Source organism: Nitrospirillum viridazoti CBAmc (assembly GCF_000730165.1).
GTDB classification, from domain to species: Bacteria; Pseudomonadota; Alphaproteobacteria; order Azospirillales; family Azospirillaceae; genus Nitrospirillum; species Nitrospirillum viridazoti.
Window position 1 is genome coordinate 1,091,130 of record NZ_CP022112.1, and the last position, 26,077, is coordinate 1,117,206.

General features: G+C 66.3%; 25 protein-coding genes. 18 read left to right on the forward strand and 7 right to left on the reverse strand.

Annotation, left to right across the window (positions count from 1 at the left end; translation table 11 throughout):
* The first annotated feature begins 22 nt into the window (after nt 1-22).
* Together Y958_RS26415 and Y958_RS26420 are read left to right on the forward strand one after the other, a co-directional pair.
* Nucleotides 23-1,261 (forward strand): amino acid deaminase, encoded by a 1,239-nt coding sequence (locus Y958_RS26415; protein ID WP_186291509.1) that lies wholly within the window; start codon nt 23-25, stop codon nt 1,259-1,261.
* Between the two features lie 156 nt (nt 1,262-1,417).
* On the forward strand, nt 1,418-1,600 hold the full coding sequence (locus Y958_RS26420) for a tyrosine-type recombinase/integrase (RefSeq protein ID WP_088874850.1): 183 nt from the start codon (nt 1,418-1,420) through the stop codon (nt 1,598-1,600).
* A gap of 148 nt (nt 1,601-1,748) precedes the next feature.
* On the opposite strand, the gene Y958_RS26425 is transcribed toward Y958_RS26420, so the two are convergent.
* The 7 genes from Y958_RS26425 to Y958_RS26455 all read right to left on the reverse strand — a co-directional run bounded on the left by Y958_RS26425 (nt 1,749) and on the right by Y958_RS26455 (nt 9,168).
* The gene (locus Y958_RS26425; protein ID WP_088874851.1) at nt 1,749-3,074 is read right to left on the reverse strand and encodes an NAD(P)/FAD-dependent oxidoreductase; all 1,326 of its coding nucleotides are present in this window, start codon (nt 3,072-3,074) and stop codon (nt 1,749-1,751) included.
* Between the two features lie 30 nt (nt 3,075-3,104).
* Nucleotides 3,105-4,472 carry an aldehyde dehydrogenase family protein gene (locus Y958_RS26430; protein WP_338039503.1) on the reverse strand — a complete coding sequence of 456 codons (1,368 nt, stop codon included), beginning with the start codon at nt 4,470-4,472 and terminating at the stop codon, nt 3,105-3,107.
* 200 nt (nt 4,473-4,672) lie between these two features.
* Nucleotides 4,673-5,089, reverse strand: coding sequence for a RidA family protein (locus Y958_RS26435; protein ID WP_088875256.1), 417 nt, complete (start codon nt 5,087-5,089; stop codon nt 4,673-4,675).
* 5 nt (nt 5,090-5,094) lie between these two features.
* Nucleotides 5,095-6,270: an alanine racemase gene (locus Y958_RS26440; RefSeq protein WP_244909614.1), complete on the reverse strand. Its 1,176-nt coding sequence runs from the start codon at nt 6,268-6,270 to the stop codon at nt 5,095-5,097.
* Nucleotides 6,271-6,407: 137 nt separating this feature from the next.
* Complete coding sequence (locus tag Y958_RS26445; protein ID WP_244909615.1) at nt 6,408-7,715, reverse strand: acetyltransferase domain-containing protein; 1,308 nt, start codon at nt 7,713-7,715, stop codon at nt 6,408-6,410.
* A 77-nt stretch (nt 7,716-7,792) separates the two neighbouring features.
* Entirely contained in the window at nt 7,793-8,503 is a 711-nt protein-coding gene (locus Y958_RS26450) for a cupin domain-containing protein (protein WP_088874854.1), read from the reverse strand.
* Entirely contained in the window at nt 8,500-9,168 is a 669-nt protein-coding gene (locus Y958_RS26455; RefSeq protein ID WP_088874855.1) for a haloacid dehalogenase type II, read from the reverse strand. The genes Y958_RS26450 and Y958_RS26455 overlap by 4 nt, the downstream gene beginning before the upstream one ends.
* A 233-nt stretch (nt 9,169-9,401) precedes the next feature.
* On the opposite strand from Y958_RS26455, the gene Y958_RS26460 reads away from it, so the two are divergent.
* The 16 genes from Y958_RS26460 (at nt 9,402) to Y958_RS26540 (ending at nt 26,070) form a co-directional block, all read left to right on the forward strand.
* On the forward strand, nt 9,402-9,779 hold the full coding sequence (locus Y958_RS26460) for a hypothetical protein (protein ID WP_088874856.1): 378 nt from the start codon (nt 9,402-9,404) through the stop codon (nt 9,777-9,779).
* 63 nt (nt 9,780-9,842) lie between these two features.
* Nucleotides 9,843-10,238, forward strand: a complete 396-nt coding sequence (locus Y958_RS26465) for a copper-binding protein (protein ID WP_088874857.1) — start codon at nt 9,843-9,845, stop codon at nt 10,236-10,238.
* 3 nt (nt 10,239-10,241) lie between these two features.
* Nucleotides 10,242-10,796: a DUF2231 domain-containing protein gene (locus Y958_RS26470; protein WP_088874858.1), complete on the forward strand. Its 555-nt coding sequence runs from the start codon at nt 10,242-10,244 to the stop codon at nt 10,794-10,796.
* Nucleotides 10,797-11,018: 222 nt separating this feature from the next.
* On the forward strand, nt 11,019-11,753 hold the full coding sequence (locus Y958_RS26475; RefSeq protein WP_088874859.1) for a DUF4198 domain-containing protein: 735 nt from the start codon (nt 11,019-11,021) through the stop codon (nt 11,751-11,753).
* A gap of 29 nt (nt 11,754-11,782) precedes the next feature.
* The gene (locus Y958_RS26480) at nt 11,783-12,166 is read left to right on the forward strand and encodes a hypothetical protein (RefSeq protein WP_088874860.1); all 384 of its coding nucleotides are present in this window, start codon (nt 11,783-11,785) and stop codon (nt 12,164-12,166) included.
* A 9-nt stretch (nt 12,167-12,175) separates the two neighbouring features.
* Nucleotides 12,176-12,922, forward strand: a complete 747-nt coding sequence (locus Y958_RS26485) for a HupE/UreJ family protein (protein WP_088874861.1) — start codon at nt 12,176-12,178, stop codon at nt 12,920-12,922.
* A 1-nt stretch (nt 12,923) separates the two neighbouring features.
* Nucleotides 12,924-13,508: a hypothetical protein gene (locus Y958_RS26490; RefSeq protein WP_244909616.1), complete on the forward strand. Its 585-nt coding sequence runs from the start codon at nt 12,924-12,926 to the stop codon at nt 13,506-13,508.
* A gap of 260 nt (nt 13,509-13,768) precedes the next feature.
* Entirely contained in the window at nt 13,769-15,925 is a 2,157-nt protein-coding gene (locus tag Y958_RS26495; RefSeq protein WP_088874862.1) for a TonB-dependent siderophore receptor, read from the forward strand.
* A gap of 128 nt (nt 15,926-16,053) precedes the next feature.
* Complete coding sequence (locus Y958_RS26500) at nt 16,054-17,160, forward strand: PepSY-associated TM helix domain-containing protein (protein WP_186291510.1); 1,107 nt, start codon at nt 16,054-16,056, stop codon at nt 17,158-17,160.
* Nucleotides 17,157-18,083 carry a 2-hydroxyacid dehydrogenase gene (locus Y958_RS26505; RefSeq protein WP_088874864.1) on the forward strand — a complete coding sequence of 309 codons (927 nt, stop codon included), beginning with the start codon at nt 17,157-17,159 and terminating at the stop codon, nt 18,081-18,083. Before Y958_RS26500 ends, Y958_RS26505 begins: the two co-directional genes overlap by 4 nt.
* A 341-nt stretch (nt 18,084-18,424) precedes the next feature.
* Entirely contained in the window at nt 18,425-19,723 is a 1,299-nt protein-coding gene (locus Y958_RS26515) for an NAD(P)/FAD-dependent oxidoreductase (protein WP_088874866.1), read from the forward strand.
* Nucleotides 19,720-21,276 (forward strand): ABC transporter substrate-binding protein, encoded by a 1,557-nt coding sequence (locus Y958_RS26520; protein WP_244909617.1) that lies wholly within the window; start codon nt 19,720-19,722, stop codon nt 21,274-21,276. Before Y958_RS26515 ends, Y958_RS26520 begins: the two co-directional genes overlap by 4 nt.
* Nucleotides 21,277-21,279: 3 nt before the next feature.
* Nucleotides 21,280-22,266: an ABC transporter permease gene (locus Y958_RS26525; RefSeq protein ID WP_244909618.1), complete on the forward strand. Its 987-nt coding sequence runs from the start codon at nt 21,280-21,282 to the stop codon at nt 22,264-22,266.
* Complete coding sequence (locus tag Y958_RS26530) at nt 22,263-23,156, forward strand: ABC transporter permease (protein ID WP_088874868.1); 894 nt, start codon at nt 22,263-22,265, stop codon at nt 23,154-23,156. The genes Y958_RS26525 and Y958_RS26530 overlap by 4 nt, the downstream gene beginning before the upstream one ends.
* Nucleotide 23,157: 1 nt before the next feature.
* Complete coding sequence (locus tag Y958_RS26535; RefSeq protein WP_088874869.1) at nt 23,158-24,996, forward strand: ABC transporter ATP-binding protein; 1,839 nt, start codon at nt 23,158-23,160, stop codon at nt 24,994-24,996.
* Between the two features lie 216 nt (nt 24,997-25,212).
* Nucleotides 25,213-26,070, forward strand: coding sequence for a GNAT family N-acetyltransferase (locus Y958_RS26540; protein WP_088874870.1), 858 nt, complete (start codon nt 25,213-25,215; stop codon nt 26,068-26,070).
* Nucleotides 26,071-26,077: the final 7 nt, after the last annotated feature.

Below are 26,077 nucleotides of genomic sequence, written 5' to 3' on the forward strand. Positions count from 1 at the left end.
AACGAGAGTGCTTGAGGATGTGATGCTGAATGATACGGTCAAGGGCTTCCCACCGCACCAGCAGGCCCTTCTGTCGCAGGTGGGCGGCCGGGGGTGGAGCCTGCTGCGCGGGGACATCCCCCTGCCCGCCGCGATCATCAAGCTGCCGGCGCTGGAGCGCAACTCGCGCTGGATGCAGGCTTTCGTCAAGGATGCCCAGGCGCTGCTGGCCCCTCATGTCAAGACCACCATGTGCCCGGCCATCATGCGCCGTCAGCTGGCCGATGGCGCATGGGGTGTCACCGTGGCAACGGTCCAGCAAATGCGTCTCTGCCGCCGCTGGGGAGCGGGGCGCATCATCCTCGCCAACCAGCCGGTGGGTGACGCCGAACTGGCGGGCATCGTCGAGGAACTGCGGCGGGATCCCGGGTTCGATTTTTACTGCCTGGCGGATTCACCGGCCGGCGTGGCGCTGCTGACCCAGGCGGCCCTGCGGGCGGGGCTGGAGCGGCCCATCCAGGTGTTGGTGGAACTGGGCTACACCGGCGGCCGCACGGGTGCCCGCGGCGTGGACGCGGCCATGACCGTCGCCCGCGCCATCCACCAGGCGGGCCCAGCCCTGGCCCTGGCCGGGGTCGAGGGGTTTGAGGGCATGCTGCCCGTGGCCGCCCCTCTTGGCCAGCCAACCGTGACCCAGTTCCTGGCCGACATGGCGACCCTGTACCGGCGCTGCCGCGATGAAGGGCTGTTCGGCATGGCACAGCCCCTGCTGACTGCCGGCGGGTCCATCCACTACGACCTGGTGCTGGAGGCGTTCGCCGGGCTTGACGCCCGCGTCGTGACCCGCAGCGGCTGCTACGTTACCCAGGATTCCGGCATCTATCAGAAGGCTCATGAGGCGCTGAGGGCCAAGCGGGCGACGGCGGGTGGTTTGGAACGGGCGCTGGAGGTCTGGGCCTACGTCCAATCGCGACCCGAACCAGGGCTGGCGCTGCTGACCGCCGGCCGGCGTGATTTCGGGACGGACGCGGGCCTACCGGTTCCCCTGCTGCTGTCCCGCGCCGGCGCAGCGCCGGCATCGGTGGATGGGATGGGATGGGAGGTTGTCGGCGTCAACGACCAGCACGCCTACCTGCGCATCCCGATGGATGCCGACCTGAAGGTGGGCGACCGTGTCGGCCTGGGCGTATCCCACCCCTGCACCACGCTGGACAAGTGGCAGCTGCTGCTGGTGGTCGATGAAGACTACACGGTGGTGGATGCCTACCGGACTTATTTCTGATCAGTACGCCGTCCCCCGGATAAGCCCGGGGACGGCGTGATCATGATGTCGGGGTGGTGGATGTCCATCAATTCGTCATGCAGGCGCTCATCGGGGCTGGAGCACAGGCATAGGGCCACGGCCTCTTCGCGGCCTGCCGCCGTATAAGCGTGCGCCATGGACCGCCTCGGCATCGAAGATCTTACCTTCCACGACCTCAGGCACGAGGCCACCAGCCGCCTCGCCAAAATCTATACCAACCCCCTGGAGCTGATGCGGATCACCGGCCACAAGTCGCTGGCCACGCTGGCCCGGTACTATCACGCCGACGCGGAGGAACTGGCGCGGCGGCTGGCGTGAGCCGATGCAACGTCCAGATGACGGGAAGGACAAAGCGCCTGTTTCTCCGGATAAACGAACGTTTCCCGCTGAGAACGGCCGTTTTCCATCGTCACACCACCTGTGGATGGGGCGGGCCATACGTTAACATTTCCAGGCCGGTTACCGCTCAGAAGTCCGCGACGTCGATCTTCTTCCCCTTGTCGAAGCGTGACAGGGCATAAGGGCGGGGATCGACGATGGGGGCGGAGCCTGTCGCAAGATCAGCGATCAGGTGCCCCGCGCCGGGTCCGATGCCGAAGCCGTGGCCGCTGAATCCCGCCGCCAGGATGAAGCCAGGGACGTCTGGTACCCCACCAATCACCGGGACGCCATCGGGCGTGCTATCGATATAGCCAGCCCAGGTGTTGATGACTGGAGCGGCCCTAAGGCCAGGAACGAGGTCAATCGCCCGTTTCACCGTCAGGCGTACCGTGCGCGGGTCCGGCGTCGGATCCAGAACGCGCATCCGCTCCATCGGCGTCGGCTGGTCGACAGTCCAGCGGGAGCCCGTTTCATGGCCGGAGCGCCAGCCTTCCAGCCCCCCAGGCGACAGGCTGCGCCAGCGCCGCAGGAACATGGGCAGGAATTCGCGGTGGAAGCGGAAAAACTGGGGCGTCGGATCGACCCGCGCCCACCCGCTGATCGATAGGGTATGACAACCGTCGCCACGGCGCGTGATCGACACCGACTTGGTGTGAAGGGCGTCCGGCAAATCGATCTGGTCGCTGGCCACCGCAACAATGGACTGGCGCACCGATGCCTGGGGGAAGCGGATGCCCAACTGATGACAAAAGGAAGAGGCCCACGCGCCGCCGGTGTGTATGGCCAGCTTCGTGCGGATGGTGCCCTTTTCGGTAATGATGCCGCTCACGGCGCCGCCCGCCAGTTCGATGCCCCGCGCGGCACAGCCTTGGTGGACGGTGCCGCCGTGCCGCATCGCCGCCTTCGCCGCCGCCGGGGCCGCGAGCCCGGGATCGGCAATGCCATCGGTCGGAGCCAATACCCCGCCCCGCCAACGCCGTCCTGTGAAGCCGCCCCGTTCGGTCGCCTCGGCACCGTCCAGCATCCGCGTACTGACGCCGACCGTCCGCGCGAAGGCGCCCCAACGGGCCCAGGTGTCCAGTTCCTCTTCGTCGTTGCTCAGGTAAAACAAGCCGCAGCGGCGAAATCCGGCATCCTCACCGCTGTCGGCGGCGAAGCGGTCCCAAAGATCGAGGCTCTTGGTTGATATCGGCAGTTCACGCGCGTCGCGGTTCTGCTGCCGGCACCAGCCCCAGTTGCGGCTCGATTGCTCACCGCCGACCACGCCCTTCTCAACCAGCGCGACCTTCAGGCCCCGCATCGCAAGATAATAGGTGGCGAAGGCGCCGACGATGCCGCCGCCGATCACCACGGCGTCGGCCTCGGTGGGCAAGGCGGGGGAGGATTGGATGAGGCGTAGGGGCGCCGACATGGCGGTGCGATCTCCCATGAGACGGAAAGGTCAGGCGTAGCCGAGTATGGCCTTGGTTTCGAGGTACTCCTCGACACCGAAGACCCCGTATTCCCGGCCGTTGCCCGACCGCTTGTAGCCGCCGAACGGCGCGTGGGGATCCCAGGCGGGATGATTGAGATGGACCTGCCCGGTGCGGATGCGGCGAGCGACATCGCGCGCGCGCTCGATATCATCTCCTTGGACATGGCCGCCCAGCCCAAAGACCGTGTCGTTGGCGATATCGACGGCTTCGTCGATATCGTCGTAAGGCATGATGCACAGGACAGGCCCGAAGATTTCCTCCTGCGCGACCCTCATCGTGCGCGTGACGCCGGAGAAGATCGTCGGACGGACATAGAAACCGCGGGTCCTGCCCTCCGGACGCCCGAGCCCGCCGCAGACCAGGGTGGCCCCCTCCGCAATACCCACGGCGATCATGGCCTGGACGCGCTCAAACTGGGCGCGGTTGGCGATGGGCCCCAAGACGGTCTTCCCGTCGGACGGATCGCCGACAATGATGGCCCCGGCCGTCGCCCGGGCGATGGCCTCCACCTCCGCCATTCGGGCCCGGGGCACGATCATGCGGGTGGGCGCGCTGCAGGACTGGCCGGCATTGCGGAACGCGGCCATGACGCCCAGCGGAACAGCGCGCGGGACATCGGCATCGGGCAGGAAAACGTTGGGCGACTTGCCGCCCAGCTCCTGGGTCACGCGCTTAACGGTCACCGCCGCCGCCTGGGCGACCAGCACGCCAGCCCGGTTGGAACCGGTGATCGAGATCATGTCGATACCGGGATGGGCCGCCATGGCCGCCCCGATTTCCGGGCCGGTGCCGTTGACCAAGTTGAGGACGCCCGGCGGCGTGCCCGCGTCGTGCATGATTTCGGTGAATAGCAAAGCGTTCAGCGGTGACAACTCGCTGGGCTTCAGCACCACCGTGCATCCGGCGGCCAGGGCCGGGGCGACCTTCGCCGTTATCTGGTATAGCGGCCAGTTCCACGGCGTGATCAGGCCGCAGACCCCAATCGGCTCGCGCACGATGGCGGTGGTGCCCCGCATGGTCAGGAACGGATAGGTCGCCAGCACATCGGCAGCCGCACGGACGTGCGCCGCCGCAAGGGGGACATGGGCGGCGCGGGCGTGGCTGATGGCCGCCCCCATCTCACGCGATAGCACCTGGGCCAACGGTTCCGCCCGCTCCAGGATCAGCGCGTGTATGCGCTCAAGCAGCGCGCGCCGGTCCGAGACGGGCGTGGCGCTGAACGCCGGCAGGGCCGCGCGCGCCGCCACGACGGCACGGTCGAGATCGGCGGCGGTCGCCGCCGCGAGTTCAGCGATCACAGCCTCGCTCGCCGGGTCGACCACCGGCAACGACACCGGACTGGACGCCGGCCCCCATGCCCCGTCGATATAAAGGGCGCGCCCCGGATTCACATCCCCGGCCGCAACCGAATTCATTCCAGATGTCATCGCACCAGATCCTGACGGCGGTAGTGGGCGCCGACGATGGACGGAAACCAGGGCTCGCCGGAATGGCCGGTCCATCGAAAGCACGAAGGGCTGAGATCAGGTCATGTTCATGGCGCGCCCTCCCGGGCGCCGGTTGCGCCGCCCACCGCCACGGCATCGATCTCGACCAGATAGCCGTAATGCAGCTCGCCAACCGGAACCACCGTCCGCGCCGGCCGTGCGTCGCCCATCATCTCGGCATAGACCGCGTTGAAGCGGGGCCAGTTCTCAACGCCGACGATGTAGGCGGTAACCTTGAGAATATCGCCAGGCCCGGCGCCTGCGGCGCGCAATGCCGCCAGCACGTTGGACAGCGCCTGCCGGACTTGATCTTCGAACCCCAAATCAGCGGTATGGGAGCCGTCCGCGCGCACGCCGAGTTGGCCCGCCGTGAAGACCAAGCCGCCATGGCGGGCGGCATGGCTGTAGTGACCGCCTGGCCGTGCAAGGCCCTCCGGTTCCAACGTCTCGATCTTCATCTCCATGAGGTTCACCATCCCCGCATCCGTGGCCACGCCGCCACGACGTCGCGGCTGCCCGTTGTGACCACCTGGTAGGCCCCGTGCTGGGCCGCCGTCGCGCATGCATGGTTGGGCAGAATACGCACGCGGGCACCGACCGGCAGGTCGGGCAACGCGGCGGCGCTGCCGGGCCGGACCTTGATGATCCCATGCTCCTGGCTGGCATCATCCACGATCAGATCCGGCCACGGCACACCATCGACGTCGCAGACGAGTCCGTACCCTTGATCGACCGGATGGCGTTGCGTCCCCCGGTCGCGAGACAGGGCCATCCAGCCGGCGTCAATCAGGATCCAGCCCTTTTCCAGCTTGTGTCCGATGACCGTGGCCAGCACCGAGACGGCGATGTCATCGACCGCACAGACGCCGATGCCATGCATCACGAGATCGAAGAACATGAATACACCGGCGCGCACTTCCGTCACACCATCGAGATCGCGGGCGAAATGCGCGGTCGGGGTCGAGCCCACGCTGACCACCGGTGCCGCGTGCCCGTGGCGGCGCAGAGCCATCGCGGCAGCCACCGCGGCCGCGCGCTCGCCCTCGGCAGCCTCCACCAGGCCCACACCTCCCCGGCACGCGTAGGACTCCCCGGCGTGGGTAAGCACGCCCCGGACCTCCACCGCCCCTGCCCGCAGAATATCCGCGATCTCGATGATGGTGGCGCTGTCGGGGGAAAGCCCGCCGCGATGGCCATCACAGTCAATCTCGATCAACACCGCCGGCATCGCGCCGCCGTCCCGTGCCGTTGTGGCGAGGGCCTGGGCCTGTTCGACGGTATCGATAAGTACCGCGACGTCGACGCCCTGGGCCACAAGGGCACGTATCCGCGCGATCTTCTTCGGCGCCAAGCCGACGGCATAGACGACGTCCGTCGCACCCGCGGCGGCGAAGTATTCCGCTTCAGCTATTGTTGAAACGGTGATCGGCCCCAGGTCACCGGCGAAAAGGCGCCGGGCCACGTCGATCGATTTGGCGGTTTTCACATGCGGTCGGAAGCCAACACCGAGATGCGCCAAATGCGCCTTCAATCGGGCCACGTTCCGGTCGAACCGCGCCACATCAAGCACCAGCGCCGGGGTCTCAGCCCCATCAAGGGTCATCTGACGGGCATGGGTGGGCGACTTGGACAAGGTTTCAATCATCTTGGGTCTCTATTGGGGATTTTCTTGAAAATCCATGCCGGCGGTCGGACGGGCGACCGGTTGGAAAGCGCGAACAAGCGGACCCAATGGGGGCGTTGGAAGGGGCCGCGACGCGCGCACCGTTACCCCCCCTCGCCTCAAAAGTATTTCAGCCAGGCGATGTCGCGACGGCGCCTCTTGAGGCGGGAGAACCACGCGGTCGGCACGTAGAAGGGAATTATCAAACCGAGATACCAAACGACCACCCAGCCGTAGCTGCCAACCCCGAAAACGGTGTCGTGGTTCGAACCCCAGATCGCGAAGGCGATATGATACAGAATGCGAAGCGTGCAGAGGTGGACGATGTAAAAGAACATCGGCGCCCCACCGAACACCGACAGCACACCGACGAAGCCGGAGTCCCGCACGCGGTCCAGCAAGGCGAGCAGAACCGCGCCGACGCCCAAGGTCGGCAGCAGGAAGAGAAGAGACGGCGGATACTTGGTGAGCGCCAGAAAGCTCATCATCGTGCGCAACGGATCGCCGTCGACGACGAACCACGGCTTGTCGCCATAGATGTTGAGCGCGCGCAACACGACGAAGGCAGCAATCATCCCGAAACCAAGCGTCAAAAGACGGCGCTGGCGCGTTTCCGGGAAAATGTCGGCCTCGAACCACGGACCGATGCCATAGCCCAGCGATATCACACCAATCCACGGAAGAACGGGATAGCTTGTTTTCGCAACGAGGCCGAACGGCAGGGCGATGAAATCGCGCTGATGCAGCTCGGCCCAAAGGATGAACATCGGATTATCGGGGGTGAGGTGGATGGGATCGAGAAGGTTGTGACCGCAGACGATAACCAGGCCTAAGGTAATCAACGCGGGGCGTGGCAGGCGGATCAAGGCCGCCAGCACGATCATGCACACACCGATGCACCAGATGACTTGCAGCCAGAGCATCGGCGGCGATATGCCCCAATAAATGGGCGACAGGATCAGCACCTCGATCGCCATCAGCAGAAGGCCGCGTTTCACCAAATAAGCCGTCGTTTCACCCGTGGTGTGATTGCTGGCATACAGATAGACGCCGAGACCGGTGAGCGCCACGAAGATCGGCGCGCACAGGCTGACCAGCAGACGGGCGAGAAACACCGCCGGAGCAGCCGTCCGGGCATCGACCGGATCGGCCACAGGCACATACAGGAACCACGTCTCGCGAACATGATCGAGCAGCATGAAGACCATGACCAGCCCGCGCAGCGCGTCGATATTCTGAAGTCGCGGCCGCGCCATCGTCGTGCGCTTCACGGACGCTTCACTCACACCAAATGATCCAGATCCAACCGACGCTATTTGGCCCATGTCCCGTTCCCCGTGCTTGTCGGCGATGACTTTATTGCCGTTTATTAAGCCAGCCTCCGCCGGCAACTTCTCCCGTATGTCGCCGAACCGCACCACCGTCATGCGGCGACATGGACGCGAGGCGATATAAGATACCGTGGCGGCGCGCTGCCGGCCGGGGCGCGTGACCGCAGGGACGGTCACGCGGGGCGCTGCGTCGCGTAGACCTTCTTGACATGCGTCTCGCTGATCCACGCGCAGCCATCGCCCCGGATGGCCAGGCAGACATCGCCGGCGGAGAAGGTGACACAGCCGCCGGCGTCAGCGAAAGTGACGCTGCCTTCCAGCAGATGCATGAGCTCGATATGGCGATAGGGCATCTGCCTGCGGTGATAGGGCGTGGAATCCCAGGTGCCGCAAACGAACTCACGGCTGGCCGACCAGTAATCGGAATGGTTCCGGCAGGACGGCGTGGGGCCGACCAGTAATTCGGCCAGCGGCGGGTTGGAGGGCGAGAGAGGTGCGGCCTGGTCGATCGTCACCGGCGTCTCCGACGTCCCGGGCTGGGCCGCTGGGCAACTGGCGATGACCAGCAGCGTTCCCTCGGCGGCCCGCCAGGTGAAGCTTGACCCCACCGGCAGCACGCCGCTCATGCCCGCCCGCAGCGAGAGGCGGCCGCCACCGCTGTCGATTTCAAGCCCGCCCCCAAGAACAAGGACGAATTCGTCCGCCGACAGGCCATCGACGCGCCCTTCCCCGCGCGGCGCCAGGGCCGCGACGGTGGCCGCGGCGTCGGTAAAGGCCGGCACGGCGCGACCACCGATCCAGTCGCCCGAAGGGGCAGTGCCGGCCGCATAGGCCCGCAGATCGACAACGGCCCCCACCCGGCCCTTCAGCGCCTTCGCGATCATAGCCCCAGCAGCCCAGGCAGACCGCCAATGTTGGGGATATCGTGGACCTGGTAGTAGCTGTTCAGCGGCTCGTGCCCCCGGTTGACGAAGGCTTTCATGGTGACGCCCATGTCATAGGCGGTCATCAAGTCGTAGCGGAAGCTGGAGGAACAGTGGAGCACGTCCGCCGGCCCGCAGCCCAGGGTGTCGAACATGAACTCGAAGGCGCGCATCCGGGGCTTGTAGGCCTGGGCCTCCTCCGCCGTGCAGACCGTGTGGAACGGCGCCTGCAGCTTCTCGACGCTGTGGGGGATGAGGTCAACCATCGAATTGGACAGGATGACGAGCGGAAACTCGGCCGCGATGCGCTTCAATGGCTGAACAACGTCGGGATGGGGGTTCCACGTCGGGATGGCGGCATAGAGCGCCGCCCCGTCGGCGTCGCGATACGGAACCCCCGCCTTCTTGCACGCGCGCTGCAGGGCCTCGACCACCACCTCGCGGTAAGGCCGCCAGGCGCCCAGAACGGCATCCAGCCTGTAGGCGGAGAAGTCCCGGCAGAACTCTTCCAGAGCCTCCCCCGCCAGGCGGTCGGCGTAGACCATCCGCGCCACCGGGGCCATTTCGAAGTTGATCAACGTGCCATAGCAGTCGAACGTGATGAACTTCGGCCGCAAGACAGTCATGGAAGCCCCCTGTCACTTAAGGATTTTGGATTTTCGGTCGGCATGCCGGCCGGCGCGATTCATGAAAGCCTAGCGCCAACACGCGACATGATGGCGCCTTTGTTATCGCCCCGATTGGCATGCTTCCGCGTCAGGGGGCATTGGCGCAGCACGATATACTGTTGTGACGGATGGGGCCCGGCGCCCTGCGATGCGCCTTTGCACAGCCGGCATCGGATCGTTATGGTGTCGGCATGCGCCTCCGTTCGCTCCCGCAACTCTTCGTCCTGCTATGCATCGCCGCCTGCGTCCTCGGATGGGCTGGCCGGGCGCAAGCCCATGGCGTGGGGCGGCATACTGTCATCGAGGTCGCGGCGGCGCCTGTCGCCGTCGTGGCGCCCTTCATCCTGGTGGCCGACGTGCAGGACCTTGGATGCCAGGACGGCTGTTGCTGCCATGGGATCTCCCCGTGCTGCGCCATGGCCTGCCACGGGGCGGCACTCAGCCCCGCGGCAGCACCGGACTGGCTGGCGGACCAGGCGCGAGCGCCGGGATCGCCTGCGCATACGGACGGGACCGGCATCACCTCACTTCCCCCACTTGAACCTCCCAGGGGCGTGGCCCGGCTGTAAGGCCCCCCTCACCCCGGCCGTTCCGCAATCGGCGGCCCAATCCAGATTCCCTGGGAGAATCAAATGATCCCGAAGACCTTCGCGCGCGCCGTCGTGGCGGCGCTGATGATCACGCACGCGCCAGCCCTGGCGGCGGCCCCGCCTCAAATGGACCACAACCATCCCGGCGAGACGACCGAGAAGACGGCGACGCCGATCGGCACCGGCACGGTGAACGCCGTGGATGCAGGCCGCCACACAGTGACTCTGACACATGGCCCGATCACCGCCCTGAACTGGCCCGGCATGACCATGGACTTCCCGGTGGCCCCGGGGATCGACTTGGCCGGATTGCGGCCCGGCGCCCAGGTTATGTTCACCTTGGGGAGATCCCCGGCTGGCGCCTACTGGATCGATCATGTCATGCCGGGCGACGCCGCCATGCCCACGGGCCACGGCCACGATGACCACGGGGGTTGAGCCATGCCGGAAATCCTGCCCAACTGGCACCCTGCGGTGGTTCATTTCGCCGTGGCGCTGCCCCTTCTGACCTTCCTGTTTTTCATCGCGGCATCCGTCCGGCACAGGACCGGATGGGCACCAGCCCTGACCACCGCCGCGCGCTGGTCGCTGTGCCTGGGTACGGTGGCGGCGCTGGCAGCCGTCCTGACGGGACAGGGGGCCATGACCACGTCCACCATGGACCTGGCCGGCCATGAGAACGTGCATATCCACCTGACCTGGGCCTACCGCACTGCGGCCGTGCTGGCCGTCGCGTCGCTGGGCGCTTGGCTGGACCGCAAGCGGGCCGTAGGCGCCCATCCCCTGCTGCTGCTGTGCGTGGCTGGCGGCATGGGACTGGTGGCAATCACCGGGTGGTATGGGGCGGAGAACGTCTACCGCCATGGCATCGGCGTACAGCGCCTGCCCGACCCCGCCGCCCTCGACGATCATCAGGGGCATGCCCACCATCATCACCACGATCATGACGACCCGGCATCGCCGAACGGTGATCCGGAAGCCGACCACCGCCACTGACAAGCGGGGCGCGCCGGCGGACGGCAACTGCGGCCATCCGCCGGCGCATCCGTTAAACCCAAAGCACAATCGGCCGTCCGCCCGCCGGCCCGGGATGGTTTTCTGCCGCCAAGCCCCCCGCAATCGGTGCCATCCCGCCAATCCGGGGTGTTAGCCTTCTTAAAAAGAACGGGACCGCCACCAAAAGGCGTGCTGGGTCAAAACATAAACAGGGGATCGATAATGCGCCGTTTCAAGCCCGTCGCCCTCGCCGCGCTCACCAGCGCCCTCTTGTCCGGCCCCGCCGGCGCCCACGCCATCTGGTATGCCGAACATGCCCGCCAGTTAGCCTTGATCTACGGTGTTGGCGCCGACGACCTGGATTCCGTGAAGCGTCTGCCGGGCTTCGAAGGCATTGCCGCCTATGACGCCAATTACCAGCCAATCGAGGCCAAGCTGCGCGTGGCTGGCCCCCTGGTGGTCCTGGACACCGAGCTGCGCCCGACCCTGGTGGCCGCCGTCCTGCAGAACGGCATCTGGTCGCGGATGAAGGGCGAGGAGTTCGAGAAGAAGACGCGGGAGGAAATGCCGAACGCCTTCTATTCGGAAAAGACCATCAAATACACTGTGGGCGTTCGCGGCCCGCTGGAGAAGCCCATTCCCGCCCTGCCGGGACAGGTACTGCAGATCGTCCCGGTCGGCCCCATACCGGAAAAGCTGGGCACGCCCATGACCTACAGGGTCCTGTACAAGGGCAAGCCAATCGCCGGCGTGTCGGTCATCAACGACTTGGTTAACGACCCCGACGCCACCCCGATGAAGACGGCCGCCGACGGCACCGTCACCCTGCCGGTGCGCAACCAGGGCCTGAACGTGATCGAGGCGGTCTATAAGGCACCAACGGACGATCCGAAGAAATACGACGAAATCGAGCTTGGGGCCACGCTGTCCTTCCTGCTGCAGCACGCGCCGGAATGAACCCGGCCCCCTCTTTGAAAGGCCTCGCCATGACCTTAGCAAAGTTCCTGAGCCCAGCCCTGGTCGCCCTGGCGCTGGCCGCCGCCCAGCCCGCCCTGGCGCATGGCAACACCAAGCCGCAGCACGGCGGCGTGGTGCTGATGGCTGGCGAAACAGTGTTCGAACTGGTGAACAAGGCCGGCGCCGTGGCTCTGTACGTCACCGATGATGACGAACCGGTGGCGGCCACCGCCATGACGGGGCAGATCAGCATCACAACCGGCGGCAAGACGCAGGTGGTGGCGCTGAAGCCCGCCGACGGCAACCGCTTCGACGCGCCTGGCGCCACCATCCCGGCCAAGTCCCAGGTCGCCGTCCAGGTCGTCGACACCGCGACGAAAACCAGCCTGGGCACCACCTTCACCATCAACTAGGGGCCCCCGATGCAGGCAGCAGCCCCGCTTTCCACATCGGCCCCACGCACGGCCAAAGCGTCGTGCCGGCTGGCGGTGCTGGCCGCCCTGGCCGCCCTGGCCACGGCCCTCACCGCTACGGCCGCCCGGGCCCACGGCGTGTCGGACGCCGACAAGGCCTTCATCACCGGCGCCGACGGCGTCAACATCGTCCCCTACATCTATCTGGGCGCCAAGCACATGGTCACCGGCTATGACCATCTGCTGTTCCTGGTCGGCGTCATCTTTCTGCTGTATCGGCTGAAGGACGTGGGCCGCTACGTCACCCTGTTCGCCATCGGCCACAGCACGACGCTATTGCTGGGCGTGCTGACCGACGTGCGGGCCAACGCCTACCTGGTGGATGCCATCATCGGCCTGTCGGTGGTCTACAAGGCCCTGGACAATTTGGGAGCCTTCAAGACCGTGCTGGGCTTCACGCCCAATCCCCGCGCCGCTGTCCTGGTCTTCGGCTTTTTCCATGGCTTCGGCCTGGCGACCAAACTGCAGGAATTGGCGCTGTCCCAGGAGGGGCTGATCCCCAACTTGATCAGCTTTAACGTGGGCGTGGAGATCGGCCAGTTCCTGGCGCTGAGCGTCATCCTCATCCTCATGAGCCTATGGCGCCAAACGGAGAACTTCCGGCACAGCGTCGTCCTGGCCAACGCCACCCTCATGGCCGCCGGCTTCGTACTGACCGGCTATCAACTGGCGGGCTATTTCCAGCAAGGAGCCTGACATGGCGAGCCCCTCCATGGACCAATACGTGGTCGCCCCCCGCACCCTGACCAAGGCGACGGCGGGGGCGGGCGTGGCCGCGGCCCTGATCCTGACCCTGTTCGTGCTGCCGGCCGAACGCGGCATCGACCTGACCGGGATCGGCTCCGCCATCGGCCTGACCCGAATGAGCCAGACTGAAAAGGAGATGACGGCCCCGTCCCAGGCACCGACCGCCATTCCCATTCCCAACCGGGCCATGATCGAAAAGACGACGGCCCTGCGCAGCGATGAAATGACCCTGACCCTGGCGCCCCACACCGGCGCCGAGATCAAGGCCCACATGCGGGAAGGCGACCATTTCATCTTCCGCTGGGAAGCGAGCGCGCCCGTGAAGGTGGACATGCATGGCGAGCGGGTGAACGCCGGTGACGATTTCACCAGCTACTGGAAGGAAAAGGAGCTTTCGGCCGCGCAGGGCGACCTGACCGCCCCCTTCGAGGGCACGCACGGCTGGTATTGGCATAACCGCAGCGACGTTCCCATCACGGTGACCGTGAAGACCGTCGGATTTTATGGGGATTTGTTCAGGCCCCACGCCGAATAGGTGTGATGACGCCTGCCATCAGGAGCCGGCAGATTCATCTGTTTGGCAAGATGCCGCAATATTTCCCCCTGAAAACAACCTGGTCTTCGAACAAAGATTCCCAAAAGATCAGGCACCATGATTCCTAATAAAACGGGCGAAAGTTGGGTCCACTCTTCTGACATCTTCCGCCGCGGCGCACATTCGTCGCGAAGCGGGAGATTTTACAAAAAAATGCCTAGGGAGCCTTCACATTAAAATCAGAACAGGGGGCGAGAAAAATGAAGGGCCATTCCGGTATTCGATTCTTTTGTGCCGCGACCGCGGCTTACCTGATGCTCCAGCCCGTGGCCCGCGCCGCGGAAGACCAGGCCCCGGCCACCGGCGACACCCTTGAGGAAATCACGGTCACGGCGCAAAAGCAGCAATATGTCGGCACTGTGCCGGCCAAGGATGTACCGCAAAATGTTCAGACGTTAAGCGGCGCCACGCTGCAGGAAGTTGGCATCAGCCGCCTCGCCGACGCCCTGGACCTGGTCAGCGGCGTGGCCCGGCAAAACAGCTATGGCGGCCTGTGGGACGGTTTCGCCGTTCGGGGCTTCGCCGGCGATATCAACGTTCCCAGCGGATTCCTCGTCAACGGCTTCAACTATGGTCGGGGATTCGGCGGCACCCGGGATGTCTCCGGCGTGGAGCGGATCGATGTCTTGAAGGGCCCGACATCCGCCCTGTTCGGCCGTGGCGAGCCAGGCGGCACCGTCAACATTATCACCAAACAGCCGCAGTTCACGCCGGAAGGCAGCGTCATGCTCGAAGGCGGAAGCTATAGCCATTTCCGTGGGGAGGCGGACTATACCACCCCGCTCAGCAGGCGGTTGGCCGTCCGTATGAACGGCGCCTTCGAGGACGAGGACAGCTTCCGCGACACAGTTCACGCCAGGAAGGAAACCGTATCGCCCTCGATCCTGTGGTTCCTCAACGACAATACCAGCGTCTCCTACCAGTTCGCGTACACTCATCAGGAGGTCCCGTTCGACCGCGGCGTCGTGGCGGTCAACGGCAAACTCGGCGTCATCCCCATTTCCCGTTTCTTGGGCGAGCCGGCCGATGGGCCGACCAAGACCAACGATTATGGCCACCAACTGCAGTTGCAGCATGACTTCAACGACAAGTGGGGGGTCTTGCTGGGGGCGGGCTATCGCACTACCGACCTTACCGGCTACGGTGAGACGCCGGAACTGGTCACATCCCGCCAGCCGTTCTTCACCGATGGCCGCACCCTCTCCCGGCAGCGCCGCTACACCAGCTACGACACCAAGGATCTGGTCCTGCGTGGCGAAATCAACGGGCAGTTCGACACTTTCGGCATCACGCACCACGTGCTGGTGGGCGCCGACTACGACGACTTCAAATTCAACAACTTCCAGACGCGGTCGCGGCCGCCCGCCCTGTCGACACATCCGACATTCGCCCAGCAGAACGCCATCGACATCTACAATCCCGTCTACACGCCGGCGAGCTTGCTGCCCGCCACGACCAGCCTGGTCTTTAATCAGTACGAGCGCGACAAGACCACCGGCGCCTACGTGCAGGATCAGATCGATGTCACCGACAGCATCAAGCTGCGTCTGGGCGCGCGTTACGATGACTTTTCGCAGTCGATCCTGACCCGGGCGACGAATGTGACGACACGTCAGAATCCGGATTCCTTCAGCCCGCAGGTCGGCATCGTCTATGAGCCGACCAAGTCAATCTCAGTCTATTTCAGCTACGGGCAAGGGTTCCGCGCGAATACCGGGCAAGATTATTACGGAACGCCCTTCGCGCCCGAGAGAACGGAATCTTACGAGGTCGGCGCAAAATACGTGTCACCGGACCAGGGGATTACCAGTTCCATCGCCCTGTTCAAGATGAGCAAGGACAACATCATCACGGCCGATCCCGTGCACTCGGGCTATGTGATCGCCATCGGCACCGCGGAAAGCAAGGGTGTCGAGTTCGACGTCAGTGCCAAGCTGCCCTATGATTTCCGGTTGCTGGGCAGCTTCGCCTATGTCGACGCCTATTCGACGTCATCGGTTCTCGACCCCGACTTCGGCAAGGTCGTGGCCGCGGGCGATCCACTGATCAACATTCCCGAACTGAGCGGCAACCTGATCCTGTTTAAAGACTTCTCCGTGATGGAAAAGCCCGCCAACGTCGGCATCGGGGTCAACTACGTCGACAAGCGGCTGGGGGAGACCGGCACGACCTTCACCCTGCCCGCCTACACGCTGGTGCGGTTGATGGGGTCCGTCCATTTGACTGACGACATCGAGCTGAGCGGCGAAATCAACAATCTGTTCGATAAAACGTGGTACGCGAACAGCTACGCGGCGCTATGGGTGCAGCCTGGCGCGCCACGCACGTTCAAGGCACGGGTCCGCTACAAGTTCTGACCCGAGAACGCCCTATCCCCCACGGGGATAGGGCTCGACCAGGCGGCTCCTGCCGCCATTCCGCGACCTTTCCGGCCCGCCGGCGCACCGTGTCGCCCCGAGTGGCCGCCTTGGGCCCGAAGGACCTCATGATTACCAAGCGCGCCCTTTATCAACTGCATAAATACTGCGGCCTGGTCGCGGCGGTTTTCATTCTGATCCAGGCGGCGTCGGGTGTCCTGCTGCTGTTCCAGGATACCCTGGGCCCCCGCTTGGACGCGGGAAGGCCGCCCACTCAAACCACCGATGGTGCCGCCGCCGACACCGTGCGGCTGAGACGCCTGCAGGCGGTTCTCGCCACCGCGCATCCCAACGCCACGTTGCGCCGGCTGGACTTCCCCAGCCAAGCGGACGCCCCCTACCTGGCCCATTTGACCGACCCCGATGGCCGCGCCCGCTATGTCGCGCTTGACCCGACGTCGGCCGGAATTCTGCGGGATGGATCCGTCTGGCGTTTTCCGGCCATCGCGTTACTCCGGCTGCACGACCAGATGCTGACGGGCAGGCCGGGCACGGCCGTCATCATCCTGGTTGGCCTCGCCACGTTGATGGTGACGCTGACGGGCCTTGCCCACTGGTGGCCCCGCCCCGGGCGCTGGCGCCAGAGCCTGACCATCCAGCGGGGCCAACCGGCACGCATGATCCTGCGGCAGGGTCATCGCATCCTGGGCGCGGTCGCGGCCGTCGTCATCGCCATCAGCACGCTGACGGGCTTGACCCTGGCGGTACCTATGGTGCTGGCCGCGCCATCCCCACCGCCCACGGCGACCCTTGCGACAATGAGCGATTGGGGTGGGGCGCTGGTGCTGGCCCGTGCGCGCTTCCCCGCCCACCCCGTCCGCGATCTGCGTTCGCGGGGTGCCGACCTTCTGGATGTGTACTTCCGAGCGCCGGAGTACGGCCCCGTGGCAGTGCACCAAGTGACCGTCGATCTGTTGTCCGGGCACGAGACCCTGTCCGTGCCCGCTGACCGGAATACCGACGCCTGGGTGGTCGCTCTGCCCATCCATACCGGGGGGATGGCGGGCGCCACCGGATTGGGGCTGGCCTTGTTCGCCGGCCTCTCGCTGGCGACGCTGGCGATCACCGGTCCGGCCATGTGGCTGCACCTGGCGTTGGTGAAGGCTCGCAACCGTCGGCGCCGCATGGCCGGAGCGCCATCCCCTGTCACCGCAATCCAGAAGGTGCGGTCATGAGCGTCCTCTACAAGTCCGAGACTGACCGTGGCCGTGCTTGGCAGTCCCTGTTCGCGGACCACGCCCCCGACATCGGCTTCCACCTTTGGCCGGAGATGGGGGATCCGGCGGCCATACGCTACCTCGCGGCCTGGGCGCCAACCGCCGACATCTTTGCGGCCCTGCCCAACCTGGAGGTTTTATTCTCCATCGGCGCCGGCGTTGACCAGCTTGACCTGTCACAGGTGCCGCAGTCCGTTGCCGTGGTGCGCATGGTTGAGGCTGGCCTGACCGAAGGCATGGTCGAATACGCGGTATTCGCGACCTTGGCCCTGCACCGCCGGGTCATCGACTACATCAGCGACCAGCGCCAAGGCCGATGGCAGCCCGCCCGTCTCGTGCCGCCGGCCAAGCGGCGAGTGGGCGTCATGGGCCTGGGTGTGCTGGGGCAAGCGGTACTGGCCCGGCTGAGCGCCTTCGGCTTCCCTTTACTGGGGTGGAGCCGAACCCCGCATGCCATTGCCGGCGTGGATTGCTACGCCGGACGCGAGCAGTTGCCGGACTTCCTGGCGCAATGCGACGTTCTGATCTGCCTGTTGCCGCTGACGCCGGGGACGCGTGGCATATTATGCCGCGAAACCTTCGACCGGCTGCCCGAAGGCGCGGGGCTGATCAACGCTGGCCGGGGCGGACACCTGATCGAAAGCGACTTGCTGGATGCCCTGGATGGCGGCCGGCTGGCCGGTGCCGTGCTGGATGTGCTGAACAGCGAACCACCGCCCGCCACCCACCCCTTCTGGCGCCATCCCAAGATTCTCCTGACACCGCACGTCGCCAGCATGACCACGGCCGATACCGGCGGTCAGGCCCTCCTGGACAATATCCGGCGTCATCAAGCCGGCATTCCCATGCAGGGCCTGATCCGGCGCGATCTCGGATATTAACGCCGGTCGCCTTTCCCGCGCCGCAGCAAACTATGCTGAATGCGATGGGCAAAAGGCGGAATCCTGCGCCGGCCCGGGGCAGTTTAAGGACATGTTTTGATCGGCCTGTGGCCTAATGGGTTCACAAGAATGGTCACCGGACAGGGTGCGCATGGAATGTGGAAAGCGGTGCCGGCCGGCAAGGCCGGGCCCTTCCCCTCGCCTGGGCCCGTGCCGGAGCCGAACAGCCAAATCATGGCATCCCAAAAGGAAAGGCATCGCATGATCGCGTTCCGGCCCCCACACCTCACCGTCGACCGCCACGGCGCCCTGGCGGCCGCCCTTATCGGGCCCTGACGTCCATGACCGGACCCAAGACCTGCTCCTATTGGCTGGATACCGCGCCCCCTTTCACCGGCGGCGCGGACGGTGGCCTGGACAGCCGCACGGACGTCGCCATCATCGGCGCCGGCTTCACCGGCCTCTCCGCCGCCCTGGCGCTCCGCCAACGGGGCGTTTCCGTCACCGTGCTGGAGGCGGACCGCGCCATCGGGGCCGCATCGGGACGCAATGGCGGCCATTGCAACAATGGACTGGCGCACGACTACGCCGCCCTGTCCGCCAAGCTGGGCCGGGATCGCGCCGGCGCCTACTACCGCGCCCATGTCGCGGCCGTGGACACGGTGGAACGGCTGGCGCGCGAGAATGATATCGACTGTGACTTCCGCCGCCCCGGCCGTCTCAAGCTGGCGGCCAAGCCCGAGCATTTCGAGAAGCTGGCCAGGGCATACGATGTGTTGCGGGCGGAAATCGACACCGATGTGGAGTTGGTGGCGCCTGGCCGCATCGGGGACGAGATCGGCTCCGCCGCCTTCCACGGCGGCCTGATCCAAACGACCAGCGCCCAGCTGCACGTCGGCAAGTTCGGGGTGGGGATGGCCCACGCCGCCGCCCGGGCCGGCGCCCGCATTCATGAACACACCCCCGTGACCGACATCCTGCGCCGCCCCGGCGGCGGCTGGCGGGTGGTAACGCCCCGGGGCGAGATCGTCGCCGACCAGGTTCTGATCGCCACGGGCGGTGGCGGCACCGGCGGCGCCCTGCGCCCACTGCAATGGTTCCGCCGCCGCATCGTTTCCGTCGGCAGCTTCATCATCGCCACCCAGCCGTTGGACCCGACGCTGCTGGACCGGCTGTTCCCCAACCGGCGCAACTACGTCACCAGCAAGAATATCGGCAACTACTTCCGGACCACCACCGACAACCGCCTGGTCTTCGGCGGGCGGGCGCGGTTCGCCGTTTCCAATCCCCTGTCCGACCTCAAGAGTGGGCGCATCCTGGAGGCGACGCTGGGCCGGACCTTCCCCGAACTGGCGGGAACGCGCATCGATTATTGCTGGGGCGGCATGGTCGACCTGACCGCCGACCGCCTGCCCCGCGCCGGCCAGCATGACGGCCTGTATTACTCCATGGGCTACAGCGGCCACGGCGTGCAGATGGCAACCTACATGGGGGAGCGCATGGCCGAGGTGATGGTGGGCCGGCCCCAGGCCAACCCCTGGGCGGACCTGGATTGGCCCAGCATCCCGGGGCACCTGGGCAAGCCCTGGTTCCTTCCGCTGGTGGGCGCCTATTACCGCGTCCAGGACATCCTGCATTGACGGCCCGCGCTACCCCATCCCTGATCACGCGGCGCCACCTCATAGGCGGGATGCTGGCAACGGGTCTGGCAGCGGGCGGGCCGGCGTTCGGCGCCGGCCAGGGACCGGCCCTGCCCCGGCGGGGTGGCCGCATCCGCGTGGCCGGCATGTCCAGCTCCACGGCCGATACGCTGGATCCGGCCAAGGGCGCCTTGTCCACCGACTACGCCCGCCACTACATGTTCTACAGCGGCCTGACGCGATACCGCGCGGACCTGTCGGCGGAACCCGCCCTGGCGGAGACGCTGGAAAGCGATGACCGGATCCTGTGGCGGGCCGTCCTGCGCAAGGGCGTGACTTTTCATGATGGCAAGCCACTGTCACCGCAGGACGTGGTCTATTCCCTGGTGCGGCACCAGGATCCGGCCACGGCATCCAAGGTCAGGACCATCGCGGACCAGTTCAGGCGCGTCTCCGTCTCCGGTTCCAACGAGGTGACGATCGAACTGGCCGGCCCCAACGCCGACCTGCCGGCCATCCTCGCGGACTCGCACTTCCTGATCGTGCAGGACGGCTGCACCGACTTCCGCCAGGCCATCGGCACTGGGCCCTATCGCTGCACCTCCTTCCAACCCGGCATTGCCACCATCGCCGTGCGCAACGAAAACTACTGGGTCGAGGGCAAACCTTATTTGGACGGGATCGAGCTGCTCGGCATTCCGGATGAGGTGTCGCGCGTCAACGCCCTGCTGTCAGGCGATGTCCACCTGGTCAACGCGGTGAACCCCCGCTCCGCCCGCCGTATCGAGGCGTCGCCCGGCCACCGCGTGTTGGAAACCAAATCCGGCCTGTACACCAATCTGATCATGCGGCAGGACGCCCTGCCCACGCGGGATCCGGACTTCGTGCTGGCCATGAAATACCTGTTCAACCGCGACCTCGTCCGCCGCACGCTGTACCGCAACTACGCCACCATCGCCAACGACCAGCCAATCCCGCCCGGCAGTCCCTATTACCTGGCCGATCTGCCGCAGCGGCCCTACGACCCGGATCGCGCCGGCTTCCATCTGCGCAAGGCGGGCCTGGCCGGGGCGCGGCTGCCTGTCTACGCCTCGCCGGCCGCCGATGGATCGGTGGACATGGCCTCGATGCTGCAGGAATTCGCCGCCCAGGCGGGCCTGCACCTGGCGGTGAACCGGGTGCCGGCCGACGGCTACTGGTCTACCCACTGGATGAAGCACCCGCTGGGCTTCGGCAATACCAATCCCCGGCCGACAGCGGACATGCTGTTCAGCCTGTTCTACAAATCGGACGCGCCGTGGAACGAATCCGGCTGGCGGAACGAGCAGTTCGACCAATTGCTGCTGGCGGCGCGCGGCGAACGGGACGAGGCGCGCCGGCGCCAGATGTACGGCGACATGCAGGTGCTGGTGCATGACCATTGCGGCGTCGGCATTCCCGTCTTCATCAGTTCGCTGGACGGATACGACCAGCGCTTGAAGGGGCTGGGCTCCATCCCCATCGGCGGTCTCATGGGCTATTCCTTCGCAGAACATGTCTGGTGGGAGGGCTGACCGGTGGTCCATGGCACCCCAAGAAATCGCAGCGGCATCGCGGCGGCCGGTCGTCTGATCCTGCGCAGGCTGGGATCGGCGCTGCTGACCTTGCTGCTGGTGTCCCTGGTGGTCTTCACCATAAGCGCGCTGCTGCCCGGCGATGCCGCGGAAGAGACGCTGGGACAAAGCGCCACGCCGGAGGCCGTGGCCGCCCTGCGCCACCAGATGGGTCTGGACCAGCCGGCACACCTGCGCTACGTGCGCTGGCTGGGCGGCATGATCAAGGGCGATCCCGGCCAGTCGCTGGTGGCGAACATGCCGGTGGGCCAGGTCATCGCCGGCCGCCTGCCCAATTCACTGACGCTGGCCGGCCTCACTGCCGCCGTCGCCATCCCGCTGGCCCTGGCCATTGGCATCCTGTCGGCCCTTTACCGCGATACGGGGCTGGACCGGGCCCTGAACCTGATGACCCTGGGCATGGTTGCGGTGCCGGAGTTCCTGGTGGCGACCATCGCCGTCCTGGTCTTTTCCGTCACACTGCGGTGGCTGCCGTCCATCACCGTGGTGCGTGAGGGAATTGGCTGGGCGGAGATGCTGCGCGGATATGCCATGCCGGTGATGACCCTGGCTTGCGTGACCGTGGCGCAGATGGCGCGCATGACCCGCGCGGCCGTCATCGACCAGTTGAGCCGTCCTTATGTGGAGATGGCGCTGTTGAAGGGGTTGTCCCCCTCGCGCGTCGTGCTGGTCCATGTGCTGCCCAACGCCGTGGCCCCTATCGTCAACGCCATGGCGCTCAGCCTGTCCTACCTGCTGGGTGGTGCCGTCATCGTCGAGACGATCTTCAATTATCCCGGCATCGCCAGCCTGATGGTCAACGCCGTCACCAGCCGCGACATGCCCCTGCTGCAGGCATGCGCCATGATCTTCTGCACGGCCTACCTGTTGCTGATGCTGGCGGCCGACGTCTGCGCCATTCTGGCCAACCCGAGGCTGCGCGGCCAATGACCCCCACCGTCCCCTTGCGCGAGGAAAGCATGGCGAAACCGGCGTCCACAGCCGCAAGCCGGGTTCGGCATTGGCTGTCCGGTCTGTCCACATCAGGACGGGTGGGCCTGGCGCTGGTCATCCTGTGGCTGGTCCTGGGCGCTGCCGGGCCCCTGTTGGCGCCCTATGACGTGGGCGCCTTCGTCTCGCCGGAGGTTTTCGACGGCATGAGCACCCGGCACTGGCTGGGCAGTGACTATCTGGGCCGCGACGTGCTGAGCCGCCTGCTTTCCGGGGCCCAATACACGGTCGGCCTGGCCTTGGCCTCCGCCTTGCTGGCCAGCGCGACCGGCGCCGGCCTGGCGTTGACCGCCACCGTCAGCCCCCGCTGGGTCGATGAGGTGATCAGCCGTTTCATGGACACTCTGATATCCATTCCCAGCAAGGTGTTCGCCCTGGTGCTGGTCGCCGCCTTCGGGTCGTCCCTGGCCTTGCTGCTGCTGATCGCGGCCGCGACCTACACCCCGGGGGCCTTCCGCATCGCCCGGGCCTTGGCCATCAATCTAAATCAGATGGACTACGTGCAGGTGGCCTACGCCCGGGGCGAGGGCCGGCTGTACATCGCCACCGCGGAAATCATGCCCAACATGATCCATCCCGTGCTGGCGGATTTCGGCCTGCGCTTCGTCTTCATCGTACTGCTGCTCTCAGGCTTGAGCTTCCTGGGCCTGGGCGTGCAGCCGCCCAACGCCGACCTGGGCTCACTGGTCCGGGAGAATATCTCCGGCCTGGGCGACGGCGCCCTGGCCATCCTGGCACCGGCCATGGCCATCGCCACGCTGACCATCGGCGTCAACCTGCTGATCGACGCCCTGCCGGGGCGTGGCCGGCGCATCACCGGAGGGCGTTGAGATGGGCGCCGCGCAGGATCACGTCCAGGTTTCAGGCCTGCGGATTACCGCGCCAGCCGCTGGCGGCCAGGAAACGCCCATCGTCAGCGACGTGGACTTCACCATCCCCAGGGGACAGGTGCTGGCGCTGATCGGGGAATCCGGGTCGGGTAAGACCAGCATCGCCCAGGCCTTGATGGGCTATGCCCGGGGTGGCTGCCGCATCGCGGGCGGCGGCGTGCGGGTTGGCGACACTGAAATCTTGACCCTGGACGCATCCCAGCTGCGCACCGTGCGCGGCAGCCGGATCGCCTATGTGGCGCAGAGCGCCGCTTCCGCCTTCAACCTATCGCGCACCATCATGGACCAGGTGGTGGAGACGGCGGTGGGGCGTGGCCTGATATCCCGGCCGGCCGCCGAGGCCAAGGCCGTAAGCCTGTTCCGCGCCTTGGCCCTGCCCCAGCCGGAAGCCATCGGCGGCCGCTATGTCCACCAGCTGTCGGGCGGGCAATTGCAGCGGCTGATGGCCGCAATGGCCCTGATGACCGATCCAGAGCTGGTGATCCTGGACGAGCCGACCACCGCCCTGGACGTCACCACCCAGATCGACGTGCTGCGCGCCTTCAAGCGGGTGGTGCGCCAACAGGGTGCCACGGCGCTGTACGTTTCGCACGACCTGGCGGTCGTGGCGCAGGTCGCGGACCGCATCGTGGTGCTGCAACGGGGTCGGATACGCGAAGCCGGTGACGCCACCCAGGTGCTGGAGAGGCCGGCCGACATCTATACCCGCACCCTCATGGCGGCGGCGCGTCCCCCGGCGCAGGCCAGTCCCCAGCGGCCCGCCCCTCAGCAGGCGCCCCCGCTTCTGGAGGTGCGCGGCTTGACGGCGGGCTATGGCCGGGTGGAAGCGGGCGTGCCCAAGATCCCGGTCCTGCGCGACGTCACCCTATCCATCGCCAAGGGTACCACGCTGGGTGTCATCGGCGAATCCGGCTCCGGCAAGTCCACGCTAGCCCGGGTCATCGCCGGCCTGGTGGCGCCCGCCGGCGGCCAGGTGCTGTTCCAAGGCCAGCCCCTGGCCCCCACATTATCGGGCCGAACCCGGGAACAGTTCCAGCGCATCCAACTGGTCTTTCAGAACGCAGACACCGCGCTGAACCCCGCCCATACCGTGTCCCGCATCCTGGGCCGGCCTCTGGCCTTCTATCATGGCATGGACGGTCGGGCGCGAAATCGCCGTGTGGCCGAACTGCTGGACCTGACCCAACTGCCCGCCGGCCTTGCCGACCGGCACTGCGGCGAGCTGTCCGGCGGCCAAAAGCAGCGCGTGAACCTGGCCCGGGCCCTGGCCGCCGATCCCCACCTTATCCTGTGCGACGAGGTAACGTCGGCGCTGGACACCGTGGTCGGCACCGCCATCCTGGATTTGCTGGCCGAGCTGCGGCGCGAACTGGACCTGTCTTACCTGTTCATCAGCCATGACATCTCCACCGTCCGCGCCATCTGCGATGACATCGCAGTGCTGTATGCCGGCCAGAAGGTGGAGATGGGGCCGCGCAACGGCTTCGGCGACGCTCCCGTCCACCCCTACACCGATTTGCTGATCGGGTCGGTTCCGGAAATGCGCCGGGGCTGGCTGGAGGAGAAGGAAATGGCGGCGACCCTGCCACCCCTGGCCACCGCCCAGAGTGCGAATCTGTGCTGCTTCCTGCCGCGATGCGCCGCCCGGGTGGAGGGCTTGTGCGACCGCCTGCCCCCGCCCCGTATTGTTCTGGGTGGTGGCAACGAACTGCTGTGCCACCATGACGGGCAGGCGTTGCAGCATCTCCAACGCGGCCGCCAATCGGCCATCAGCCCGTGACAGGGGTGCCAATGCCGGCATTTGGCGGGATCGGATCGAACCGCGCGCGCCATAATCTTCTGATTTGACGCGCAAGGCGGCATCGAATGCTCCGCCGCCGCCCTTATAGTCTGTGCACGATTGACAGGGTCGACCGCATCCGTCGGCATATCATGCCGACATCGACCGCCAAGAACGCGCCGGGATTCCCCGGGGAAGCCAACGAGAAGATGGCCGATGGAAAGACGTACCGATCTCCTGGTGAAACTGCGGGACATGACGGCGGATGACCTGCCCCAAGCGCATGCGCTTTCCCGCAAGCTGCAATGGCCGCATCGAATTGAGGATTGGGATTTCATGCTGCGGGCCGGCACCGGCATCGTGGCGGAGGAGAACGGGGCCATCGTCGGCACCATCATGGGCTGGCCGTACGGCCCCGAGGTCGCCACGCTGGGCATGGTCATCGTCGCCGAAGAAAAGCAGGGTGCGGGTATCGGCCGCCAATTGATGGACGCGATGATGGCGCGGCTGGGCAATCGCGCCATCGTGCTGAACGCAACGACCGAGGGCCTGCCCCTCTACACCCGCCTGGGATTCACCCCCTTTGGAGAAATCCTGCAGCACCAGGGTGCCGCCTTTTCCGTGCCCATCCCCAGCCTGCGCCCCAACGAGCGGGTCCGACCGCTGGGCAGCAAGGACCATGACGCCATCATCGCGCTGGACCGGAAGGCCTGCGGCATGGACCGCACCGGCCTGTTCGCGCAGCTGCGCAAGCTGGCGCACGGCGTGGTCCTGGACCGGGATAGCCAGGCCATCGGCTTCGCTCTGTTCCGCCGCTTCGGCCGCGGCTATGTGATCGGCCCCACCACGGCGCCGGACGCCGAGGGGGCCCGGACCCTGATCTCCCACTGGCTGGGGTCCAATGCCGGCATGCTGGCCCGCGTCGACATTCCCCATGACAGCGACCTGGCCGCCTGGCTGGACGATCTGGGCCTGCCCTGTGTCGGCCGGGTCACCCGCATGGTGCGGGGGCGCCTGCCGCCCCAAGCCCAGGCCATCCGCACTTTCTCCCTGGTCAGCCAGGCGCTGGGCTGACCCCTCA

What these genes read in the sequence shown, in the direction of transcription:
- Y958_RS26415 (WP_186291509.1), top strand. Translation starts at nt 23, where the DNA reads ATGCTGAATGATACGGTCAAGGGCTTCCCACCGCACCAGCAGGCCCTT.
- Y958_RS26420 (WP_088874850.1), top strand. Translation starts at nt 1,418, where the DNA reads ATGGACCGCCTCGGCATCGAAGATCTTACCTTCCACGACCTCAGGCAC.
- Y958_RS26425 (WP_088874851.1), bottom strand. Translation starts at nt 3,074, where the DNA reads ATGTCGGCGCCCCTACGCCTCATCCAATCCTCCCCCGCCTTGCCCACC.
- Y958_RS26435 (WP_088875256.1), bottom strand. Translation starts at nt 5,089, where the DNA reads ATGGAGATGAAGATCGAGACGTTGGAACCGGAGGGCCTTGCACGGCCA.
- Y958_RS26440 (WP_244909614.1), bottom strand. Translation starts at nt 6,270, where the DNA reads ATGATTGAAACCTTGTCCAAGTCGCCCACCCATGCCCGTCAGATGACC.
- Y958_RS26445 (WP_244909615.1), bottom strand. Translation starts at nt 7,715, where the DNA reads ATGACGGTGGTGCGGTTCGGCGACATACGGGAGAAGTTGCCGGCGGAG.
- Y958_RS26450 (WP_088874854.1), bottom strand. Translation starts at nt 8,503, where the DNA reads ATGATCGCGAAGGCGCTGAAGGGCCGGGTGGGGGCCGTTGTCGATCTG.
- Y958_RS26455 (WP_088874855.1), bottom strand. Translation starts at nt 9,168, where the DNA reads ATGACTGTCTTGCGGCCGAAGTTCATCACGTTCGACTGCTATGGCACG.
- Y958_RS26460 (WP_088874856.1), top strand. Translation starts at nt 9,402, where the DNA reads ATGCGCCTCCGTTCGCTCCCGCAACTCTTCGTCCTGCTATGCATCGCC.
- Y958_RS26465 (WP_088874857.1), top strand. Translation starts at nt 9,843, where the DNA reads ATGATCCCGAAGACCTTCGCGCGCGCCGTCGTGGCGGCGCTGATGATC.
- Y958_RS26470 (WP_088874858.1), top strand. Translation starts at nt 10,242, where the DNA reads ATGCCGGAAATCCTGCCCAACTGGCACCCTGCGGTGGTTCATTTCGCC.
- Y958_RS26475 (WP_088874859.1), top strand. Translation starts at nt 11,019, where the DNA reads ATGCGCCGTTTCAAGCCCGTCGCCCTCGCCGCGCTCACCAGCGCCCTC.
- Y958_RS26480 (WP_088874860.1), top strand. Translation starts at nt 11,783, where the DNA reads ATGACCTTAGCAAAGTTCCTGAGCCCAGCCCTGGTCGCCCTGGCGCTG.
- Y958_RS26485 (WP_088874861.1), top strand. Translation starts at nt 12,176, where the DNA reads ATGCAGGCAGCAGCCCCGCTTTCCACATCGGCCCCACGCACGGCCAAA.
- Y958_RS26490 (WP_244909616.1), top strand. Translation starts at nt 12,924, where the DNA reads ATGGCGAGCCCCTCCATGGACCAATACGTGGTCGCCCCCCGCACCCTG.
- Y958_RS26495 (WP_088874862.1), top strand. Translation starts at nt 13,769, where the DNA reads ATGAAGGGCCATTCCGGTATTCGATTCTTTTGTGCCGCGACCGCGGCT.
- Y958_RS26500 (WP_186291510.1), top strand. Translation starts at nt 16,054, where the DNA reads ATGATTACCAAGCGCGCCCTTTATCAACTGCATAAATACTGCGGCCTG.
- Y958_RS26505 (WP_088874864.1), top strand. Translation starts at nt 17,157, where the DNA reads ATGAGCGTCCTCTACAAGTCCGAGACTGACCGTGGCCGTGCTTGGCAG.
- Y958_RS26515 (WP_088874866.1), top strand. Translation starts at nt 18,425, where the DNA reads ATGACCGGACCCAAGACCTGCTCCTATTGGCTGGATACCGCGCCCCCT.
- Y958_RS26530 (WP_088874868.1), top strand. Translation starts at nt 22,263, where the DNA reads ATGACCCCCACCGTCCCCTTGCGCGAGGAAAGCATGGCGAAACCGGCG.
- Y958_RS26535 (WP_088874869.1), top strand. Translation starts at nt 23,158, where the DNA reads ATGGGCGCCGCGCAGGATCACGTCCAGGTTTCAGGCCTGCGGATTACC.
- Y958_RS26540 (WP_088874870.1), top strand. Translation starts at nt 25,213, where the DNA reads ATGGAAAGACGTACCGATCTCCTGGTGAAACTGCGGGACATGACGGCG.